The 19409-nt window shown below is 62.3% G+C and carries 18 protein-coding genes; all 18 read right to left on the bottom strand.

Annotation, left to right across the window (positions count from 1 at the left end; all coding sequences use genetic code 11):
• Positions 1-150 precede the first annotated feature (150 nt).
• Positions 151-810, bottom strand: coding sequence for a DUF799 domain-containing protein (locus QRN33_RS25790; RefSeq protein WP_064361803.1), 660 nt, complete (start codon positions 808-810; stop codon positions 151-153).
• A complete protein-coding gene (locus tag QRN33_RS25795) occupies positions 807-1175 on the bottom strand; it encodes a DUF4810 domain-containing protein (protein ID WP_285410897.1) in 369 nt (122 codons plus the stop codon). The genes QRN33_RS25790 and QRN33_RS25795 overlap by 4 nt, the downstream gene beginning before the upstream one ends.
• A gap of 28 nt (positions 1176-1203) precedes the next feature.
• Positions 1204-1878 (bottom strand): CsgG/HfaB family protein, encoded by a 675-nt coding sequence (locus QRN33_RS25800; RefSeq protein WP_161806066.1) that lies wholly within the window; start codon positions 1876-1878, stop codon positions 1204-1206.
• Positions 1879-2163: 285 nt separating this feature from the next.
• Positions 2164-5262: an error-prone DNA polymerase gene (locus QRN33_RS25805; protein ID WP_285410899.1), complete on the bottom strand. Its 3099-nt coding sequence runs from the start codon at positions 5260-5262 to the stop codon at positions 2164-2166.
• On the bottom strand, positions 5238-6653 hold the full coding sequence (locus QRN33_RS25810) for a Y-family DNA polymerase (RefSeq protein WP_285410900.1): 1416 nt from the start codon (positions 6651-6653) through the stop codon (positions 5238-5240). The genes QRN33_RS25805 and QRN33_RS25810 overlap by 25 nt, the downstream gene beginning before the upstream one ends.
• A gap of 5 nt (positions 6654-6658) precedes the next feature.
• Positions 6659-7276 (bottom strand): translesion DNA synthesis-associated protein ImuA, encoded by a 618-nt coding sequence (imuA, locus tag QRN33_RS25815; protein ID WP_042610311.1) that lies wholly within the window; start codon positions 7274-7276, stop codon positions 6659-6661.
• Complete coding sequence (lexA, locus tag QRN33_RS25820) at positions 7276-7893, bottom strand: transcriptional repressor LexA (RefSeq protein WP_252874442.1); 618 nt, start codon at positions 7891-7893, stop codon at positions 7276-7278. Before lexA ends, imuA begins: the two co-directional genes overlap by 1 nt.
• A gap of 147 nt (positions 7894-8040) precedes the next feature.
• Positions 8041-8346, bottom strand: coding sequence for a DUF971 domain-containing protein (locus QRN33_RS25825; protein ID WP_227974365.1), 306 nt, complete (start codon positions 8344-8346; stop codon positions 8041-8043).
• Complete coding sequence (locus QRN33_RS25830; RefSeq protein WP_285410902.1) at positions 8343-9305, bottom strand: HEAT repeat domain-containing protein; 963 nt, start codon at positions 9303-9305, stop codon at positions 8343-8345. The genes QRN33_RS25825 and QRN33_RS25830 overlap by 4 nt, the downstream gene beginning before the upstream one ends.
• Positions 9302-10150: an ABC transporter ATP-binding protein gene (locus QRN33_RS25835; RefSeq protein WP_285410903.1), complete on the bottom strand. Its 849-nt coding sequence runs from the start codon at positions 10148-10150 to the stop codon at positions 9302-9304. Before QRN33_RS25835 ends, QRN33_RS25830 begins: the two co-directional genes overlap by 4 nt.
• On the bottom strand, positions 10150-10926 hold the full coding sequence (locus tag QRN33_RS25840; RefSeq protein WP_042610306.1) for an ABC transporter permease: 777 nt from the start codon (positions 10924-10926) through the stop codon (positions 10150-10152). The genes QRN33_RS25835 and QRN33_RS25840 overlap by 1 nt, the downstream gene beginning before the upstream one ends.
• 238 nt (positions 10927-11164) lie before the next feature.
• Complete coding sequence (locus QRN33_RS25845) at positions 11165-12589, bottom strand: ABC transporter substrate-binding protein (RefSeq protein ID WP_281921351.1); 1425 nt, start codon at positions 12587-12589, stop codon at positions 11165-11167.
• A 211-nt stretch (positions 12590-12800) separates the two neighbouring features.
• A complete protein-coding gene (locus tag QRN33_RS25850; protein ID WP_007959413.1) occupies positions 12801-13046 on the bottom strand; it encodes a 4Fe-4S dicluster domain-containing protein in 246 nt (81 codons plus the stop codon).
• Between the two features lie 27 nt (positions 13047-13073).
• Positions 13074-14804, bottom strand: coding sequence for a fumarate reductase/succinate dehydrogenase flavoprotein subunit (locus QRN33_RS25855; protein ID WP_116658645.1), 1731 nt, complete (start codon positions 14802-14804; stop codon positions 13074-13076).
• Positions 14801-15553: a GntR family transcriptional regulator gene (locus tag QRN33_RS25860; RefSeq protein ID WP_285410907.1), complete on the bottom strand. Its 753-nt coding sequence runs from the start codon at positions 15551-15553 to the stop codon at positions 14801-14803. The genes QRN33_RS25855 and QRN33_RS25860 overlap by 4 nt, the downstream gene beginning before the upstream one ends.
• 205 nt (positions 15554-15758) lie before the next feature.
• Entirely contained in the window at positions 15759-16646 is an 888-nt protein-coding gene (locus QRN33_RS25865; RefSeq protein ID WP_285410909.1) for a Dyp-type peroxidase, read from the bottom strand.
• A 75-nt stretch (positions 16647-16721) separates the two neighbouring features.
• Positions 16722-17444, bottom strand: coding sequence for a DUF72 domain-containing protein (locus QRN33_RS25870; protein ID WP_285410911.1), 723 nt, complete (start codon positions 17442-17444; stop codon positions 16722-16724).
• A gap of 25 nt (positions 17445-17469) precedes the next feature.
• On the bottom strand, positions 17470-19257 hold the full coding sequence (locus QRN33_RS25875) for a thiamine pyrophosphate-requiring protein (RefSeq protein WP_123418783.1): 1788 nt from the start codon (positions 19255-19257) through the stop codon (positions 17470-17472).
• Positions 19258-19409 lie beyond the last annotated feature (152 nt).

Here is a 19409-nt window from a genome sequence, read left to right on the forward strand (position 1 = left end):
TCAGATGCGAACTGTTCGTCCCACCACCCCTTCAAGTCTAACCATACAAGCGAGCTTGCTCGCGAAAGCTTTCTGTCAGTCAACATCACCGTTGAATGACACACCGCTTTCGCGAGCAGGCTCGCTCCCACAAGGATTTATGGTGTTATCTCAGTCGGTGCCGTACTTCGGCGAACGCGGTCCATACAGCAGACCCGCCGGGTGTCCGGCCGACAGCAGACGATTGCTCGCCACACCGGCAATCGGGTAACCGGCATCGGTGGAGCTGTTGATGATCTGCTTCACCGCAGCAGTGATGAGCATGCCGATCAACCCACCGCCACCGTTGTTGCCACCCTCTTCACTCGATGCCCGCGCCGCTCCGGTCCAGAGCGTGGTACCACTTTTCAGGTCGACCAGTTTCGCCGTCGCCGTCACTGCAGTTTCGCTGCTGATCACCATGTAACGCGTACCGTACTCGGTCACGGTGATGTACAGCGCCGCGTCCGCGCCGAAGATTTCCTTGAGCTTGGCAGGCGGCGCCTGGTGAATGTCATCCGGGGTGGTCAGGCCGTTCTGGCGGAACGTTTCGTCGACCAGCGTGATCGGCAATACGTAGTAACCGGCTTCGGCGAGTGGAAAAGTCACCTGCGACAACAGGCTGTACGACGCCTTCACATCCGGCGAAGTGTTCAGCGGTGGCAGCACCAGGATGGTCTTGGGCCGCGCCTGTTTGTAAGCCGCGTAATCCACGGTCTTGGGCGCGACACAGCCGCCCAGCACGGTCAGGGCCAGTACGCCGGCGAACAGTTTCAAGGTACGCGAGATCATTGCACGGCTCCGGCCTTGGCGTTTTTAAGCAGAAAATCCATATAGGTGCCGGACTCGGGAAACAGCGTTTTCTCGGTGTTGAACTGCTGCACCATCTGGTCGTCCTTGCCCATGCTCAGATAGAGCAGACCAAGGTGCGCGTGGTAACCCGGCGGCACGGCCTTGCCGGTGGAACGAATCTTCTGCAGATCACGTTCGAGTGCTTCGGCCTGGGCTTCCTTAGGCTCTTCGCCTTTGAAATATTCGTAGACCTGAGGCTCGTAGCCCTCCCATTGATAGAGGGTTTTCGGGGCCGCACAACCGGCCAGCACAGTGCTGGCAGCCAGGGTCAGCGTCATCAGCGCGCGCGAAAAAAACGGGTTCATGGGTAGTGCTCCTTGCAGAGGGCGATGATCAGTTGCCCGGTTTCCAGGCGCCAGCGTTCATGCCATCGACCAGACGATTGATCGCCTCGCGCATGGCCAGATCGAGGACTTTGCCGTTGAGTGTCGAGTCGTAGGCAGCGGTGCCGCCGAAACCGATGATTTCGCGATTGGACAAGGCGTACTCACCGGCGCCCTGGGTCGAATAGACCACTTCCGAGGTGCTGATGTTGACGATGTTGAGGTTGACCTTCGCGTAGGCGACCTGGGTCTTGCCACGGCCGAGAATGCCGAACAACTGATGATCACCGGTCTCTTTGCGGCCAAACTCGGTGACATCACCGGTTACCACGTAATCGGCGCCTTTGAGACGCTGGGCCTGACCCTTGATGGTTGCTTCCTGCTGGATTTCGCCCATGTTGTCGCGATCCAGCACAGAGAAGCGGTTGGTCTGCTGCAAGTGGGTGATCAGAATGGTCTTGGCTTGACCGCCGAGACGATCGACACCATCGGAGAAGATCCCGCGCATATAGCTGGAGCGGTTGTCGAACTTGCCCACGGCCATTGGCACGCGAACCCCGGTCCAGACTTGGGATGCGCTTTCAACCTTCGCCACCGGCAGCGCGCGGGAGCTTTCCGTGGCGCAGCCGGCCAATGTCGTGGCGAGGGTGCCCAGCACCGCGATGGCGACGCTTGAAACCAGCATCCGGGAGATCATTCTCATTGAATATTCCTTCGAAAAACGCAGAAGTCCCGGCACGGCAATGCGCTCGGGAGCTGAAAAGGGGCGGGATTATGACAAAGTGCCATCATTGAGAACAGGTTTTTTTGGCGCCAATGAAATGGCTGGACCGGCCGTATGCAGTTCCACTGTGGGAGCGAGCCTGCTCGCGAAAGCGGCGTATCAGGCAAATTGTCTCTGACTGATTGACCGCTTTCGCGAGCAGGCTCGCTCCTACAGGGGGTTGAGGTTTGGCTTGGGTGCCTGGAATCAGTGGAAATCCCGGCTCTGCACGTGAATGCCATTGAGCAGTGGGCTGAGGTCGCTCATGCGCCCGGCGATCAGGTGGCGCACATCGCCTTCGCGTTCCCAGCGGCCATCGACCTTGAGCAATTGCGAACCGACCAGCACCTGTCGCTGACGCTCGGCCAGATCACGCCAGACCACCACATTGACGTTGCCGAACTCGTCTTCCAGGGTCACGAACGTCACCCCGCTGGCCGTGCCGGGGCGCTGCCGGCCGGTGACCAGCCCGGCCACGCTGACCGGCCGGCCATGTTCAATATCCAGCAATTCCCGCGAGCTGCGGCAGCGCCGCGCCTGCAACTCGCCACGCAATAACGCCAGCGGATGTGGCCCCAGTGTGGTGCCCACCGTGGCGTAATCGGCATGCAGGTCTTCGCCAACGCTGGGCTTGGGCAGGACGATTTTTTCTTCTTCTTCGTTGGGCAGTCCGGCGAACAGGCCGAGTTGTTTCTGCACCCCGGCCACCTCCCAGCGCGCACGATGGCGGTGCCCGGCCAGACCGCGCAAGGCGCCGGAGTCCGCCAGCAAGGCTTGCGCACGGCTGTCGAGGGCGGCGCGTTCGCCCAGATCCGCGACATCGGCAAAGGCTCCGTGGCGGCGCGCCGCTTCGATGCGCCGGGCGTCCTCTTCGCGAAAGCCTTTGATCATGCGCAGGCCCATGCGAATCGCCGGTTGCCCGGCACTCAGCGGCTCGAGACTGCAATCCCAATCGCTGGCCCGCACATCCACCGGGCGGATCTGCAATTGGTGCCGGCGCGCGTCCTGCAGAATCTGATCAGGGCTGTAAAAGCCCATCGGCCAACTGTTGATCAACGCACAGGCAAACGCCGCCGGCTCGTGGCATTTGAGCCAGCAACTGGCGTAGGTCAGCAAGGCGAAACTGGCGGCGTGGGATTCGGGGAAGCCGTAACTGCCGAAGCCTTTGATCTGCTCGAAGATCTGCGCGGCGAATTCCGGGGTGTAGCCGTTCTTTTTCATGCCGGCGGCCAGACGTTCCTTGTGCGGTTCCAGTCCGCCATGGCGCTTCCACGCAGCCATGGAACGACGCAGCTCATCGGCCTCGCCGGGGCTGTAGTCGGCAGCGACGATGGCGATCTGCATGACCTGCTCCTGAAACAGCGGCACGCCCAGGGTTCTTTTCAGCACGACTTCGAGCGCCGGCGACGGATAGGTTTCCGCCTCCTCGTTATTACGCCGGCGCAGATACGGATGCACCATGCCGCCCTGAATCGGCCCCGGCCGGACGATCGCCACTTCGATCACCAGATCGTAGAACGTCTGCGGTTTCAGGCGCGGCAGCATCGACATCTGCGCGCGCGACTCGATCTGGAACACGCCGACGGTATCGGCGCGGCTGATCATTGCGTAGGTCGGTTTGTCTTCGGGCGGGATCGTCGCGAGCGTCAGATCCAGTTCGCGATGCCGGCGCAGCAGGTCGAAACAACGACGGATCGCACTGAGCATGCCCAAGGCGAGGATATCCACCTTGAGCAGGCCGACCGCATCGAGGTCGTCCTTGTCCCATTGAATGATGGTGCGATCGGCCATGGCTGCGTTTTCGACCGGCACCAGGGTGTCCAGCGGCTGCTCGGAAATCACGAAACCGCCAGGGTGCTGCGACAGGTGCCGGGGGAAGCCGATCAGTTGCCCGGTCAGGCTCAACACCCGGCGCAGCACCGGACTGTCCGGGTCGAAGCCACCCTCGCGCAAGCGCTCCAGCGGTGGCGTTTCATCACTCCAGCGGCCGCAGCAATCGGCCAGCGCATTGATCTGATCCGGCGGCAGGCCCAGAGCTTTGGCCACATCGCGCACGGCGCCGGTGGCATGGTAGGTGCTGACCACCGCCGTCAGCGCAGCGCGCCGCCGACCGTAACGGTTGAACACGTATTGCAGGACTTCTTCGCGGCGCTCGTGCTCGAAATCGACGTCGATATCCGGCGGCTCGTTGCGCTCCCTGGACATGAAGCGCTCGAACAGCAGCGTGGTGCGATCCGGATCGATCTCGGTGATGCCCAGGGCAAAACACACCGCCGAATTGGCTGCCGAACCGCGGCCCTGGCAGAGGATTTTCTGCGTGCGGGCGAAGCGCACCACGTCGTGCACGGTGAGGAAGTAGCTTTCGTAACCGAGTTCGGCGATCAGTTGCAGTTCGTCGTCAATCTGCTTGAGCACCTTGGCCTGAGGCCCTTCCGGCCAGCGCCAGGCGATGCCCTTCTCGGTCAGGTGCCGCAACCAGGAACTGGCACTGTGGCCCTCGGGCACCAGCTCTTTCGGATATTGATAGCGCAGTTCGCTCAGATCGAAGGTGCAGCGTCGGGCCAGGTTGACCGATTCCTCGAGCAAGGCCGGCGGATACAACTCGCGTAGCACATCAAGACAGCGCAGATGCCGCTCGCCATTGGGGTGCAGACGCAGACCCGCCTCGGCGACAGGGACGTGATGACGAATCGCGGTCATGGTGTCCTGCAAGGCACGGCGGCCCCGGGCGTGCATGTGCACATCGCCGCTGGCCAGCGCTGGAATCTGCAGCTCATTCGCCAGCCCCGATAGTGCCGCCAAGCGCTGTTGGTCGTTCTGCCCGCAATGCAGTTGCACCGCCAGCCACAGGCGTTCGCCGAAAGTCTGTTTCAGCCAGCGGCCCTCTTCCCGGTCATCCGCCGAATCCGGCACCCACACCACCAGCAACCCCGGCAGCGCTTGGTCGAAGTCTTCACGCAGTACCTGATACTGGCCTTTCTGCGTACGTCGCCGGGCGCGGGTGATCAAACCGCACAGGGCCTGATAACCAGCAAGGTTCTCCACCAGCAGCACCAGTTTCGGTCCGTTGTCGATGCGCATCTCGCTGCCGATGATCAGCGGCAACTCGACGGACTTTGCCGCTTGCCATGCGCGGACGATCCCGGCCAGGGTGCATTCATCGGTGATCGCCAGCGCCTGATAACCCTGCTTTTTCGCCCGTTGAAACAGCTCCAGTGCACTCGAGGCACCACGCTGGAAACTGAAGTTCGACAGGCAATGCAGTTCGGCATATCCGGCGTTCATGCGAACCAGCCCTGCAGCCACAGCGGACCGCCCTCACCCACGGCGCGCCAGGCCCAGCCTTGTTGACCGGCGCGGTTCTGGATCAGGTAATAATCACGGCGCACGTCGCCACCGTCCCACCAACCGGATTCGATGCGTTCCGGCCCCATGAGAATCCGCGCCGAGCCTTCCGGCACGCTTTGCAGTTCGTTCAGCAGCCAGCCGGGACGCTGGACGCTGGGCAAACCTGTGCAAGGCTGTTTATCGACGGCGTTCTGCCATGCGCACTCGGGGCGATGATCGGCCTGAAAGCGCAACCCCTGCACGGCATCATCACCCAGCCGTGCGCGCAGGCGTTCGCGCAATTGTTCCCAGGGCAAAGTCTGCTGCGGGCGGTCGTCGAACAGCTCCTGATACTGCGGCACGAAACTCGGCAGGTCTTCGGCGCGCAAGCGAAAACCCCGTACCGGCGCCTCGACCTGCACGTGTTCGAGTCGCCCACGGGCCAACTCGAAGAGCATTGCCGCATCACGTTCGGCACTGAGCAGACCGACCTTGATCACCGTGTCCGGCAGCCCTGCGTGTTCCAGATGCAAATCGAAACGCTGCACGCCACTGTCGCGCCCGCAAAGGAATGCCGACAGATCGCCGGTCAGGCGTCGTAACGGAAACAGCAAGGCCTGATGGGATTGCACGTCGAAATTCAGTTCGATGCGGATATCGAAACGGTCTGGCGGCAGATAGAACGCCAGCGCCAGAGGGCGTGCGCCGAACAGCGTGTCGAGGTGTTTGAGCATCTGCGCCTCGAATCGTCGGGCCAGTGCCTGACGTGGCAGGCTTTGTACCTGACTGAGATTGCGCAGGCCCATGCGCGACAACGCCGTAGCGACATTGGGTTCCAGGCCGACACGGTCGACAGGCAATTGCCCGAGGTGATGCTGCAAGGCTTCGCCGTCCGGCACCACCAGGCCATCGTAAGCATTGGCCAACACCCGCGCGGCCACCGGGTTCGGCGCCGCGACGATACGGTGCCGAAAGCCGAGGTCTTGCAACTCTTGGCGCAGGCGCGCTTCGAATTGCGGCCAGGTGCCGAACAGGCCGAGGCTCGATTCAATCTCGAACACCACGGTGCGAGGGTAATGCACGCTGACCTGCGCGCTGAAACGATAGGCCCACGCAGCAAGAAACTGCTGCCAGTGCTCGACGTCGGCCACCTCGTAATCAGCGGTGGCAAAGCCTTTGCTCATGGCTTGAGCGGCAGTCATCGACATGCCGGGGCGCAGGCCGAGTTTACGCGCCGCCGGATTCACCGCTTGCAGCACTCTGCGCTGGGCCGGGCCGCTGAGCAGCACCATCGGCTCATCAGGATCGGGCCGCTGACGCAGCACGGCGTCGAGGGCCAATTGCGGAAACAGAATACATACCCAGCGCATGACGATCAGTGCCCCACGGCAAAGGCAATCGGCGCCGCACGCGCCAGCCCGCCACGGCACTTGAGCACCCGTAGCTGGGCCGGTCTGGCATCGATGGCAATCCGTAACGCTGCCGGTGAGGGGTTGACCGCTTCGCTCAACGGGCGCCAGGCAAAGGCCAGGGTCTGGCCGGTTTCCGCCGCCACCTGCAAACGCCGCAGCGCACGGTCATCGGCCTTGTTCGGCCAGCACAGCACTGCACCGCAACTGCCCGAGCGCAAGCACTGCTCCGCCGCCCACAAGGCATCGCGTTCGCTGGCCTGAATCACCGACAACTGGCGCAGATCAACCCCGGCATTGGCCCAGGCCTGCGGGTACGGCACAAATGGCGGTGCCACCAGCACGATGCGTTCACCCGCCGCCGACAATCGCGCCAGGGTCGGCCAGACCAGTTGCAGTTCACCGACACCGGGGCCGGCGAGGAGGATTTCGCTCAGCGCCGCTTCCGGCCAGCCGCCGCTGGGCAGGGCCGCGTCCAGAGCAGCATGCCCGGTCGGCTGCGGGCTCGCCGCCGGTGGCGCAGGCCGGCCGCGCCAGACCTGGCCGCCATTGAACAGCGTATCCAGTGCAACGACGGCGCCCATCAGCCTTGCCTCACCAGGCCACAGAACACGCCTTCGATGGCCAGATCCTGATCAGCACGCACAACGATCGGCTGATAGGCCGGGTTGCGTGGCAACAGGCGCACTTCATCTGCGACCCGTTCGAAGCGTTTGATGGTCACTTCACCGTCCAGACGCGCAACGACGATCTGGCCGTTGAGCGCTTCGGGATTGCGCCGCACCCCGACCAGATCGCCGTCGAGGATGCCGTCTTCGATCATCGAGTCGCCCTGCACCCGCAGCATGTAATCCGGGGTGCGGGAGAACAGTGCCGGGTCGAGCAGCAAACGGTTATGGATGTCGGCATCGGCGCCAATCGGCGCACCGGCGGCCACGCGACCGAGCACGGGGATCTCCAGCAGCTCCGGACGCGGCGGTTGCCCCAGCAGGCGAATGCCGCGGGCCTGATGCGGATTGACCTCGATGAAACCGGCTTCGGTGAGCGCCAGCACATGCTTGCGCGCCACGCTGCGCGAGGCAAAACCAAACGCCTCGCTGATTTCAGCGAGGCTTGGGGGCTGACCGTGCTCGGCGATGCGATCGCGGATAAAGGTCAGAATGGCGGTACGGCGGGGAGTCAGGTTTGTCATGGAGTACATTTGTACTCCTGCGGGAATTTTATGACAAGAACCGCCAGTCGGCGTAGGCGCTGCCGAAGGCTGCGATCTTTTGATCTTGCTTTTGAAAGTCAAAGTCAAAGTCAAAAGATCGCAGCCTCGTTTCACTCGTCAGCTCCTACAGAATCCTCATGTCTCTGTAAGAATGCGGGGAGGCGAAGAATCAAGCTGCGCCAGGTACTCCCACGGATAGATCCCGCGTTGATGCCCATCGCTGAACACCAGTTGCACGCCATACCCCTGCGGGTTGAGTTCGATCAGGCGTACGCGATCATCAACCAGCGGCGTGACGCCGCGCAGGCGAAACGCGCGGCATTGCGAGCACGGGCATTGCCGGCGCAGATCGGCGTGCTTGAGCAACGATTCGCGCCCGTCCGGCCAACTCAGCCGCAACGTGCGCGCACTCTGCGAGTTGCCCACCGACAACGGGTTCATTGCAACTGACTCAATGCGATGCGCACGGCTTTGCGCACTTCCGGGTCGCCGTCGTCCTGCGCTGCCTGCAATGCGGCCACGGCGCCGCGATCGTTTAACTCTCCAAGAGCCAGCGCGGCCTCTTTGCGCAAGTTGCTGATGCGGTGGCCGAGAGTATCAATCAGCGCATCCAGCGCCGGGACGAAGCGCAGTCGACCGAGGCTGCGGGTGGCGCGCAGCCGCACTTGCCAATAGTCATCGCTCAGCGCTTCGACCAAAGCCGGGCCGGCGTCGCTGTGGCCGACCTTGCCCAGCGTGGTCGCGGCTTCTTCGCGCACTTGCCAGGCATCATCGTGCAAGGCCTGGCGCAGCGCCGGCAGCACTTCGGCGCCGCTGGCCAGACCGAGCGCACCGGTGGCGGCGCGGCGCACTTCGGTGTCCGGATCGTCGCTGGCCAGGCGGGCCAAGGCTGGCAGTGCGTCGAGCTGTTTGAGCCAGCCGAGTACCCCGACCGCTTCGCGACGGACATTGGCATCGGCATCACCCAACGCTGCGAGGGCAGCCGGCGCGGCCTCGGCGAAACGCAATTCTCGCAACGCTCGAAATGCAGCGATACGCACACGGACGTCGGCATGGGCGGTCCACGGCAGAATCACCCGCCCTGCCGCTGCAGTCTTGAGCAGGCTCAGACTCTGCGCGGCCGCCGACTGTACGGCGGGCGACGGATCCGTCAGCGCTTCGCACAAGGCGTGCACGACCGCTTCGTCTTCCCACGCTTCAAGCAATCGCGCAGCTTCAGCCCGAACATCCTCAGCGGGATCCTCGCGTAGTCGATCGACCAGCCAGAGCAAGCCATCCGGTTCTTCGAGATCGGCCAGATCAATCAGGGCAATGCGCCGCACGCCGGCGTCTTCCGCCGTCAGGCGCGGTTGCAGGGCGAGGATGTCTTCGTTATCGGTCACAGCAAAAATAGAGGTCATAGGGCAAATCGCGGCAAAGGGTTTTCAGGAGGCAGGCCGAGCGGATTGAGGCGCGGCAGCGGTCGGTCGTTGTCGTGGCGCAGCAGGTCGAGGCAGTGGCGTTTGAGGCGGGCGAACTCGGGGCTGGTCACCAGTTCACTGGTGCGCGGGCGTGCAAAGTCCAGACGCAAGTCTTCGATGATCCGCCCCGGTCGCGCGCTCATCACCAGCAAGCGATCGGCAAGAAACAGCGCCTCGTCGATGTCGTGGGTAACGAAGACCACGGTGGTGCGGATGCGCGTCCAGATGTCCAGCAGCAATTCCTGCATGTTCAGACGTGTCAGCGCATCCAGCGCACCAAACGGCTCGTCCATCAGCAACAGACGCGGTCGATTGACCAGCACCCGGGCGATCTCGACCCGTTGCTGCATGCCTCCAGAGAGCTGATCCGGCCAGCGTTCGGCAAAGTCTTCGAGCCCAACCAGCTTGAGCATGTCGTCAGCGGCGCGATGCCGCTCAGCCTTGCCGACGCCGCGCATCTTCAGGCCGAAGGCGACGTTGTCGCGCACCGTGCGCCACGGGAACAGCGTGTGATGCTGGAACACCATGCCGCGCTGCGGTGACGGGCCGGCCACTTCACTGCCGTCGACTTTCAGGCTGCCGGTCCTGGTATTCAAGTGGCCCGCCAGGGCGCCGAGCAATGTCGACTTGCCGCAACCGGACGGGCCGAGGATGCAGACGAACTGACCGGGTTCGATCTGGCAATCGAGGCCCTGCACTGCTTCGAAGGCTTCGCGGCCCTGGCCGAGGACGATGGACAACTGGCGGATGTCGATCCGCCCTTCCGGGGTTTGCATCACGCTCATCAGGCTTTGCCTCGCGGTCGATGCCAGGGCGTGAACAAGCCGCCCAGGCGTTTGATCAGCCAACTGCTGCCCATGCCCAACACGCCGATCAGGAGCATGCCGACGACAATGTCGGCGTAGTTCTGAATGGTGTAGGACTCCCAGGTGTAATAACCGATACCGAACTGCCCGGAGATCATTTCCGCCGTCACCAGACAGAACCACGAAGTGCCCATGCCGATCGCCAGGCCAGTGATGATGCTCGGCGCAGCGCCCGGCAGGATCACTTCCAGCAGAATCGCCCCGCGCCCTGCTCCGAGGCTCTTCGCCGAAGCAATCAGACGTGGATCGACGCCTTCTACGCCGTGCACGGTGTTGAGCAGGATCGGGAACAGCGCGCCGGTGAAAGTGATGAAGACCATCGACAACTCCGAGGACGGAAACATCAGGATCGCCAGCGGAATCCAGGCCACGGCGGGGATCGGGCGGATGACTTCCAGTGGTGGCAACAGGATGTCTTCGGCCCACTTCGAACGACCGATGGCCAGCCCCAGAGCGATGCCGATCAGCAATGCGGCGAGGTAGCCGGCAAAGACGCGACCGAGACTGCTGCTCAAGTGCTGCCAGAGTTTGCCGGAGTCGCCCAGGCCCAGCGCGGCTTCGATCACCGCCAGTGGCGTCGGCACGTTGGCGAAGGTCACCAGGCCGAGGTTCCAGTGATGGCTGGCGGCGAGTTGCCAGAAGAGCAGGCAGAGCAACAGGGAGCTGATTCTTGGTGCCCAGCGTAGTGTTTTCATGAGTGGCATTTCCGCTTGCGGATCTGTGTGATGGCTGAAATCTACCCCCTCACCCCAGCCCTCCCGAAACGTCGGACCGCCCCCAAGGGGGGCGAGGGGGAAAGGGAGCCGACCTGCGTGCTTTTCAAAACCTGAGTTCGACTCGGTATTTCACGTCGGCGTATCTCTCACAAACAACTCGGTCAGTCCCCTCTCCCTCCGGGAGAGGGTTAGGGTGAGGGTGAGGGGCTTTTGAGCTTCAGCGCGCGGCAACGGCTTGCGCAGTGGCATCGCTGAAATCGAACACCTTGCCGCCCTGCGCCGTGGCGTATTGCTGGGCCTGGCCCTTGAGCAGAAATGCGCTCAGACGGCCCTTGGCATCGCTGGCAAACCAGGCTTGTTCAGCGAGCAACTTGATCCCGCTGTCACTGGCCTGCGCATACACCGCACGAATGTTCTTGCCCTCCTGCTTGAGCGCAGCCAGGGCGGTGAACGCCGATTCAGCCGAGCCGTAACGGCGGACTTTTTCCTCACCGCGCACCCAGATCTCAGCAACATGGCTGACGTCGGCGATGGCCTTGCCCGTCGCCGCATCCACACCCGGTAAAGGCGTCTGCGCATAGTTGGCCAGTTGCGCGGTGTAATCGAGGTTCGAGGCCTTGAAAGCGGCGCGGATGTACTGGTCGTCGATGAAAGTATTCAGATCAAGCCCGCGATCGGCTTTCTTCAGCAATTTCAACGTATCGATGGCGGTGCCGACGGCCTGACGATATTCAGGTTTCCAGCTCAGGTCGCGGGTCTGCACGCCCAGCGGGCCGTGGAACAGGTAGTTGACCTCGGCATCGACACCGGTGACTTTGGCGATCAGCTCGCTGTACTTCTCCGGCTCGGCGGCGAGCAGTTGGTTGGCTTCGATGCTGGCGCGCAGGTAGGCGACGACAATTTCCGGGTACTTCTTCGCATAGGCCTGATCCACCAGCGCGCCGTGGAAGGTCGGCGCGTTGGCCTGGGCGCCGTCGTAGATCTTGCGGGCGAAACCACGGCTCGGGAACAGTTCGGCGAACGGCACGAAATCGGCGTGGGCATCGATCTTCCCGGCTTGCAGGGCGGAGCCGGCGACTTCCGGTGGCTGGGCGATGATGTTGACATCCTTGAGCGGGTCCCAGCCCTGCTCTGCCACGGCGCGCAGCAACATGCCGTGGGCCGTCGAGGCGAATGGCACGGAAATGGTCTTGCCCTTGAGTTCACTCAGGCTCTGCACGGCCGAGGCGCTCGGCACGACGATGCCGTTGCCGCTGCCCTTGATGCTGCCCGACAACACGCTGATGAACAGGCTGTGCTTGCCCGCCGTTTCGAATGCCACACCATTGAACGCACCAGGGAAATCGGCCATGGCGCCGAAGTCGAGTTTGCCCGCGACCATCTCGTTGGTCAGCGGCGCGCCACTGGTGAAGTTCTTCCACTGCACGTCGTACTTCGCGTCTTTGTAGGTGCCGTCGTGGGGCAGGTATTTTTCCAGCAGACCGAGTTCACGGATCAACAGGCCGCCGGCGGCGCAGTTGATGGTGGTGTCCTGAGTGCCGATGGCGATGCGGATGGTTTCGGCCGAGGCCGACAAGGTCAACGAAGCCAGTACCAGACCGGCAAGTGCTGCACGCAACATGAGTGTTTCCCCTCGAATCATTGGTTTGAAATTCGTCTCCGCCGCGATCAGGGCGCGGTGGGAAACGAGGGGTTTTCGGTGAATCGAGCGTCCGGGGTTTCCGGATGGCTTTGGTTTGTCACAGTTCCAAATGTAGGAGTGAGCCTGCTCGCGATAGCGGTGTGTCAGCTAACACATCTACATCTGACCCACCGCTATCGCGAGCAGGCTCACTCCTACAGGGGAAAGCGTTTCAACGCAGGAGATAGGGGATTTCGACTTTGACGGCCCCCGTCGGGCAATCCTTCTCGCACGGCATGCAGTACCAGCATTCATCGAAGGCCATGTAGGCCTTTTGCGTGGCCGGGTTGATCGCCAGCAGGTCCATCGGGCAGACGTCGACACACACGGTGCAGCCCTTTTCGGCGATGCATTTGTCCTCGTCCACGGTGACCGGGGCGTTGGAGCGGAAGAAGATTTCCTGAGCTTGATAAGCCATGGTTCGGACTCTCTGAAAAATGATGCTTCAAGCGGCGAAAGCGCCGACCCGCAGGCGGTCGTAGGCCTGCATTTCCTCGGCGTCGAGCGGGATGATGTAAGGCTCGACAGCTTTCTTGAAACTGCTCATGCGGCCGTCCTCGCCCTTCTTCAGATGGCAATGGCAGAACCATTCGGCATCGTTGCGTTGCGGATGGTCGACGCGATAGTGGTACAGGCCCCAGCGGCTTTCGGCGCGGAACAACGACGCGCGGGCGGCCATTTCGGCGCAGTCGCGGATCACGCTGGTTTCCATCGCGCGCATCAATTCATGAGCGTTGTTGGCTTTCATCTGCTCGAGATCGCGTTCGATGTCGCTGAAACGTTGCAGACCAATCTGCATCTTCTTGGTCACTTTCGGCGGTTGCAGGTAGTCGTTGACGAAGCGCCGCAGCTTGTACTCGACCTGCGCCGGCGGCAGGCCTTCTGCGCGATCGAGCGGCGCGTAGACCCGGGCTTTTTCCCTGGCGATCTGCTCGGCGTCCAGTGCGGAAAACTCGCGGTCGGCGACAAACTCCGCGGCGTTGTGCCCGGCGAACCAGCCGTAAGTGAACGCGCCAAGCATGTAGTTGTGCGGCACCGCAGCCATGTCGCCGGCCGAGTACAAGCCCTTCACCGACGTCTCGGCACGCTCGTTGACCCACACGCCGGACGCCGAGTGACCACTGCAGAAACCGATCTCCGAAATGTGCATTTCGACCATCTGGGTGCGGTAGTCGGTGCCGCGATTGGCGTGGAACTGGCCACGGCTCGGGCGCTCGTTGCTGTGCAGGATTTCCTCGATGTTCTGGATGGTTTCCTCAGCCAGGTGATCGAGCTTGAGGAACACCGGGCCGTTGCCGCTTTCCAGTTCCTGATGGAATTCCCACATCATCTGCCCGCTCCAGTAGTCGCACTCGATGAAGCGTTCGCCCTTGTTGTTGGCGGTGTAGCCACCCAGCGGGCCGGTGACGTAGGCGCAGGCCGGGCCGTTGTAATCCTTGATCAGCGGGTTGATCTGGAAGCACTCGAGGTTCGCCAGTTCGGCGCCGGCGTGATAGGCCATCGCGTAGCCGTCACCCGCATTGGTCGGGTTTTCGTAAGTGCCCATCAGGTAGCCCGACGAAGGCAGACCGAGGCGTCCGGCCGCGCCGCAGGCAAGAATCACCGCTTTGGCCTTGATCACATGGAAATCGGCGGTGCGGCAGTCGAAGCCCATGACACCGTTGACCGCGCCCTCCTCGTCAGTCAGCAAACGCGTACAGACCAGACGATTGGTGATGCTCACCCGTGCGCGTTTCAACTGCCGATACAGGACCTTCTTGATGTCGTGCCCTTCCGGCATCGGCAACACATAGGCGCCCATGTGGTGGACCTTTTTTACCGCGTAATCACCGGTTTCGTCCTTCTCGAACTTCACCCCCCACCGGTCGAGCTGCTCGATGGTTTCGAAACTGTGGGTGGCGTAGGCGTAAACCGCCGCCTGATTGACGATGCCGTCATTGGCGATGGTTATTTCCTTGGTGTACTGCTCCGGCGTCGAATGCCCCGGGATGATCGCGTTGTTCAGCCCGTCCATGCCCATGCTGATCGCGCCGCTGCGTTTGACGTTGGCCTTGTCGACCAGCAACACGCGCAAATCGCGGTTCTTCTCCTTGGCCTTGATCGCCGCCATCGGCCCGGCCGTACCACCGCCAATCACGACGATGTCGTATTCCTGTTCTAGAACGTTGCGGGTCATGCCTGCTCCCCTTTCTGCCGGTCGATCCGCAGGCGGTACTGGAACGCATCGCCACGGTAATAAAGGTGTTCGAAGTCCAGCGGCTGGCCCTTGGCGTCGTGGGTCAAACGCTCGATGCGCATGATCGGCGAGCCGGCTTCAACGTTGAGTGCCTGGGTCAGGTCGCTATCGGCCAGCACCGCGTCGATGGCCAGATCGGCGTGGCCGAGGGCGATGCCACAGTCGTTTTCCAGGATCAGAAAGATGTCGCGAGTGACCAGATCCGCCTTCTCCAGCCGCTCGCCGAGCGCTTTGGGCAGGTAGGTGATTTCCAGCGAGATCGGCTCGCGGTTGATCAGCCGTACGCGCTTGATCTGCGCGACGATCTCGCCTTCGGCCACCTGCAGACGCTCGGCGACTCGTTTGTCAGCGGCGATGAATTTGAAGCTGCGCAGGCGGTTGATCACCTCGTAGCCGCGCCCGGTCATCGACTCGGCAAGGCCTTGCAGGCTGCTGACGTTTTGAAAGGTTTTCGGCTTGGCGACGAAGGTGCCCTTGCCATGGATCTTGAAGATCAGCCCTTCCTTTTGCAGATCGCCCAGGGCCTGGCGCACGGTGATGCGGCTGACTTTGAACAGTGCACCGAGCTCGCTTTCAGAAGGCATCTGACTGTCTTGCGGGTATTCGCCATCGAGAATTCGCGCACGCAGGACATCGCGCAACTGGGTGTGCAGCGGAACACTACTGAGGGAGAGAACGTTATCGGTCATCACGGAATCACTTGTCATAACGAGTTATGACGTGATCTTAGAGACGTTATGACAAGCTTGAGAAATATTGTTTGGGCATAACCTTAGATTCGCCCTTGAGATGCAAAAGATCGCAGCCTTCGGCAGCTCCTACAGATTGAATGCGATTGCCCTGCAGGAGCCGCCGAAGGCTGCGATCTTTTGACGTTACCGTTTTGCTCAATCCTCAGCCGATGCGCAGTGCACGCAGATCAAGGCGTCCGTCGATGAGCGGCGGGCACCAGTAGTAGCCGCCGGTGAGCGGTCGGCTGATCTGGTACAGACCATCGGCGATTCCGTCTTCCAGACCGCTCATGCGCCGCAGTTGTGCTTCGAAGGCATCGAGGGAAAAACCGAAAGCGAGGAACATCAAACCGGCGCGGTCGCCTTCGATCCATGGCATCGAGCGGCGCACCACGAAAGCTTCCGGGGCGAAGCTTTCCTGGGCGGTGCGTTTGACGTGGGCGGAGATCGGCGCGTCGTCGATTTCTTCGTTATCGCTCAGGCGACGCCCCATGATGTCGTCCTTGGCGCCAGCAGTGAGGCGATGAAAGCCCTTGAGATCGTGCTGCCACTGCTGGATCGCGGCGAAACTGCCTCCGACCAGCCCATCAGCGCCGGTGCTCAGCAACGCGGCGGCGACAGCGGCGTCGTCATGGGGGTTTTCCGTGCCGTCTTCGTGACCGGTGAGGTCGTGGCCTTCCATGTGGCGGAAGGCTTCCTGCATCTGCACCAGGCGCAAGGCCGGGGCCAGCGCGGCTTCGATGGCATTGCTGCGATTGAGCAATTCACCCCGGTCGACACCGTGCAACCAGACCCACAACGCATGCTGGGTCGACGGGTTGTCCACGCCGACGCCGGTCAGGGCCGGGAAGCTGCGCAGGCCAGCGATCTCAACGTTCAGCGCCTTGGTCAACGACTCACCAAAGCCCACCACTGCCGACTTGCCATCCACCAGCATCAGCAGATTGTCGATCGCTTGCGGCAAGGCTTCCACCGACGCCAGAGCGAAAAACAGATGACGTGCTTGCGCAGGAACAGGGGTGGCGAGAATGCCCGGCTGGTAGTAACTCATGTGAACTCCTTGAAAAAGTGCGCGGAGTTTACCTGTAGCCGGATGGTTTGTGTGGGTGGCGAAAGCGTCGCTGTTTCAGCGTGAACGGCCCTCGATCAACGCCTTCAAAGCCAGCGCATCTGCCGTGGCCGCGCCGCTGGCGGTGTTGTCGAAGATGCACCAGATGTCCCTGCCTTCGGCTTTCGCGCTCTGCAGGGTCTGAGCAAGCTGCCGCAGACAAGCCGCGTCATAAGCGCTGTGATAAATCCGCGGCGAGCCATGCAAGCGCCAATACTGCAGGCCCTGCCAGCCGCCCGGCGCGGTGTCGGTGCTGATCCGTGACGGATCGACCGCTGCCTGAGCAATCTGCAGCTCCACCAGCAGTGCCTCAGCGCCAGTCCACGATTCGTGTCGCGGTTCCAGCACCACACTGCCTTGAAAACGCTCGCGCAAGGCGCCGAAGAAAGCCTCGGCCACTGGTGCATCGAACGCCAGTTTCGGTGGCAGTTGCACGAGCAGGCAGCCAAGGCGATCACCCAAGCCTTCGCACTGGCCGAGAAACTCATCGAGCGCCCCCGCGCTGTCCGCCAGCCGTTGCTCATGGGTGATGAGCTTCGGCACTTTGACGGCGAAGCGAAAGTCCGGTGGCACCGAGTCGGCCCAGCGCTCGTAGGTCTGGCGTCGATGCGGGCGGTAGAACGAGCTGTTGATCTCCACACACTTGAAGCGCGCGGCGTAGCGTTGCAAGTGCGTGCCCTCGGCAGGAAATGCCGGCCAGTGCTCGCGACCGAGGCTCCAGCCGGCACAACCGATGAACATTACAGGCTCGTTCAAGCGCCCACCGTCATTTTTTGCCGGGCAACACGGAACCAAGCACCTGCTTGGCGGTTTGCATGATCACCCCGGCCTCGTCCGGATCACCCTTGAGCAAGGTCGTGGCGAATTTCTTCGCTTGCTCAAGCTTGATGTGCGGTGGCAGCGGCGGCACGTTCGGGTCAGTCTTGAACTCGATCAGCACCGGCACTTCCGAGGCGAGCGCTTGCTCCCACGCAGCCGCCACGTCTTCTTCGCGATCAACGAAGATGCCCTTGAGGCCAATGGAAATCGCGAACAAGTGATACGGCACGTCGGGAATGCTCTGCGACGCTTCGAACTTGGGATCGCCCTCCATCACTCGCTGCTCCCAAGTGACCTGATTGAGGTCTTCGTTGTTGAACACCGCGCAGATCCATTTCGGGCTCTGCCACTGCCGCCAGTATTTGGCGACGGTGATCAGCTCGGCCATGTTGTTCATCTGCATCGCCCCATCGCCGACCAGGGCAATCACCGGGCGCTCGGGAAAGGCGAATTTCGCCGCGATCGCATACGGCACCGCAGCCCCCATCGAGGCCAGGCCACCGGACAACGAGCATTTCATGCCCCGGCGGATTTTCAGGTCGCGGGCGTACCAGTTGGCGCAGGAGCCGGAATCGCTGGTGATGATTGCCTGCTCAGGCAAGCGCGGTGACAGCTCGTAGACCACCCGTTGCGGGTTGACCGGATCGGCCTTGGCCATGGCGCGTCTCTCCAGGGTTTTCTCCCAACTGCCGCGCCAGCCTTCGATCTTCTTGCGCCATTTGTTCGAGGTTTTCTGTTCCAGCAGCGGCAGCAACGCAGCGAGGGTTTCCGCTGAATCACCGACCAGATTGACCTCCATCGGATAACGCAGGCTGAGCATGTCCGGTTGCAAATCGATCTGCACGCCGCGCGCCTGGCCTTCCTTGGGCAGAAATTCGGAATACGGGAAGCCCGAACCGATCATCAACAAGGTGTCGCACTCGCTCATCAGCTTGTAGCTGGGCTCGGTGCCGAGCAGGCCGATGCTGCCGGTCACCCACTGCAGTTCGTCGGGCAATGCCGCTTTGCCCAGCAGCGCTTTGGCCACACCGGCGCCGAGTTTTTCCGCCACGGCGATCACTTGATCAGTCGCCTCCAGCGCGCCGGCACCGACCAGAATCGCAACTTTCTCGCCACTGTTGAGCACTTCGGCGGCGCGTTGCAGATCGCTTTCATAAGGCACGACTTTCGGCTTGCTGTAACCGACGCCGGAATGCGCTGTGCCATGGGCGCGCGCCGGTTGTTCGTAAGGCAGATCCTGCAAGTCATTGGGCAGGATCAGCGCGGTGACGCGGCGCTCGCCGACGGCAGTTCGCACCGCGCGATCGAGCAGATGGCGCACCTGCGACGGCGCCGAGGCCTGCTGCACGAATGCACCGGCGACATCCTTGAACATCGACACCAGGTCCAGTTCCTGCTGGTAATGACTGCCCAGCGCCGTGCGCGCCTGCTGCCCGACGATGGCCAGCACCGGCATGTGGTCCATGCGCGCATCGTAGAGGCCGGTGATCAGGTGCGAAGCGCCGGGGCCGGACGTGGCGATACACACGCCCAGCTCGCCGGTGAACTTGGCATGGGCCGAGGCCATGAACGCAGCCATTTCCTCGTGCCGTGCCTGGACGAATTCGATCTTGCCTTTGGCCCGGCTCATGGCACCGAACACGCCGTTGATGCCATCGCCCGGATAGCCAAAAATTCGCGTCACGCCCCATTCGCTGAGCCGTTCCACCAGAAAATCACCTACTGTCATCGTCATCTTGACCCTCGCCATTTGCTGCTGCATGGACATGTAAGGGTCTGGACAGCCCGCTTCGCGGTGAAGTTTCGCTGGATTGTCCGGGCATGGACTTTGGCCCCGTGTTTACGTAGCAACGATTTTTTGAGGCGAGCACCCTGCCCTGCGGTCGA

The sequence above is a fragment of the Pseudomonas sp. FR229a genome, from assembly GCF_030209115.1.
Taxonomy (GTDB): domain Bacteria; phylum Pseudomonadota; class Gammaproteobacteria; order Pseudomonadales; family Pseudomonadaceae; genus Aquipseudomonas; species Aquipseudomonas moraviensis_A.

What these genes read in the sequence shown, in the direction of transcription:
- QRN33_RS25790 (WP_064361803.1), bottom strand. Translation starts at nt 810, where the DNA reads ATGATCTCGCGTACCTTGAAACTGTTCGCCGGCGTACTGGCCCTGACC.
- QRN33_RS25795 (WP_285410897.1), bottom strand. Translation starts at nt 1,175, where the DNA reads ATGAACCCGTTTTTTTCGCGCGCGCTGATGACGCTGACCCTGGCTGCC.
- QRN33_RS25800 (WP_161806066.1), bottom strand. Translation starts at nt 1,878, where the DNA reads ATGCTGGTTTCAAGCGTCGCCATCGCGGTGCTGGGCACCCTCGCCACG.
- QRN33_RS25810 (WP_285410900.1), bottom strand. Translation starts at nt 6,653, where the DNA reads ATGCGCTGGGTATGTATTCTGTTTCCGCAATTGGCCCTCGACGCCGTG.
- imuA (WP_042610311.1), bottom strand. Translation starts at nt 7,276, where the DNA reads ATGGGCGCCGTCGTTGCACTGGATACGCTGTTCAATGGCGGCCAGGTC.
- lexA (WP_252874442.1), bottom strand. Translation starts at nt 7,893, where the DNA reads ATGTACTCCATGACAAACCTGACTCCCCGCCGTACCGCCATTCTGACC.
- QRN33_RS25825 (WP_227974365.1), bottom strand. Translation starts at nt 8,346, where the DNA reads ATGAACCCGTTGTCGGTGGGCAACTCGCAGAGTGCGCGCACGTTGCGG.
- QRN33_RS25830 (WP_285410902.1), bottom strand. Translation starts at nt 9,305, where the DNA reads ATGACCTCTATTTTTGCTGTGACCGATAACGAAGACATCCTCGCCCTG.
- QRN33_RS25835 (WP_285410903.1), bottom strand. Translation starts at nt 10,150, where the DNA reads ATGAGCGTGATGCAAACCCCGGAAGGGCGGATCGACATCCGCCAGTTG.
- QRN33_RS25840 (WP_042610306.1), bottom strand. Translation starts at nt 10,926, where the DNA reads ATGAAAACACTACGCTGGGCACCAAGAATCAGCTCCCTGTTGCTCTGC.
- QRN33_RS25845 (WP_281921351.1), bottom strand. Translation starts at nt 12,589, where the DNA reads ATGATTCGAGGGGAAACACTCATGTTGCGTGCAGCACTTGCCGGTCTG.
- QRN33_RS25850 (WP_007959413.1), bottom strand. Translation starts at nt 13,046, where the DNA reads ATGGCTTATCAAGCTCAGGAAATCTTCTTCCGCTCCAACGCCCCGGTC.
- QRN33_RS25855 (WP_116658645.1), bottom strand. Translation starts at nt 14,804, where the DNA reads ATGACCCGCAACGTTCTAGAACAGGAATACGACATCGTCGTGATTGGC.
- QRN33_RS25860 (WP_285410907.1), bottom strand. Translation starts at nt 15,553, where the DNA reads ATGACCGATAACGTTCTCTCCCTCAGTAGTGTTCCGCTGCACACCCAG.
- QRN33_RS25865 (WP_285410909.1), bottom strand. Translation starts at nt 16,646, where the DNA reads ATGAGTTACTACCAGCCGGGCATTCTCGCCACCCCTGTTCCTGCGCAA.
- QRN33_RS25870 (WP_285410911.1), bottom strand. Translation starts at nt 17,444, where the DNA reads ATGTTCATCGGTTGTGCCGGCTGGAGCCTCGGTCGCGAGCACTGGCCG.
- QRN33_RS25875 (WP_123418783.1), bottom strand. Translation starts at nt 19,257, where the DNA reads ATGACGATGACAGTAGGTGATTTTCTGGTGGAACGGCTCAGCGAATGG.